Origin of the sequence: Pseudomonas sp. SIMBA_041 (assembly GCF_046535095.1) — a bacterium.
GTDB classification, from domain to species: Bacteria; Pseudomonadota; Gammaproteobacteria; order Pseudomonadales; family Pseudomonadaceae; genus Aquipseudomonas; species Aquipseudomonas mucoides.
On record NZ_JAWRXJ010000402.1, the window covers coordinates 1 to 266 of the forward strand.

Annotated in this window: 1 protein-coding gene; it reads left to right on the forward strand. The window is 45.9% G+C overall.

The window, feature by feature from the left end:
• Positions 1-75: 75 nt before the first annotated feature.
• The coding region (locus SB725_RS31665; RefSeq protein WP_410923391.1) for a hypothetical protein at positions 76-266 on the forward strand (191 nt) is incomplete at its 3' end.

A 266-nucleotide genomic window follows, 5' to 3' on the forward strand; every position in this document is an offset into this window, starting at 1 on the left:
GCTCGTATCCGCTCGGGTATGAGTGTGGTCGTACGCATCAACCCTACTCTTGTCAATCAGCACCAAGAGTAAGCCATGCACTTGACTAAGTTAAGTGAGGCTTTTTTACGCAGTGCAGCCTACGAGCGCCGTTTTTTGGCAAAAAATCATTGGGACTTTAGCATGGTGGTATGGATACCACTGGCAACGGTACTGCTAATATGGTGGATATTTTCACAGACTCAAATTACCGATTTGCCTATCGGAGTCATCGATCAAGACAATAG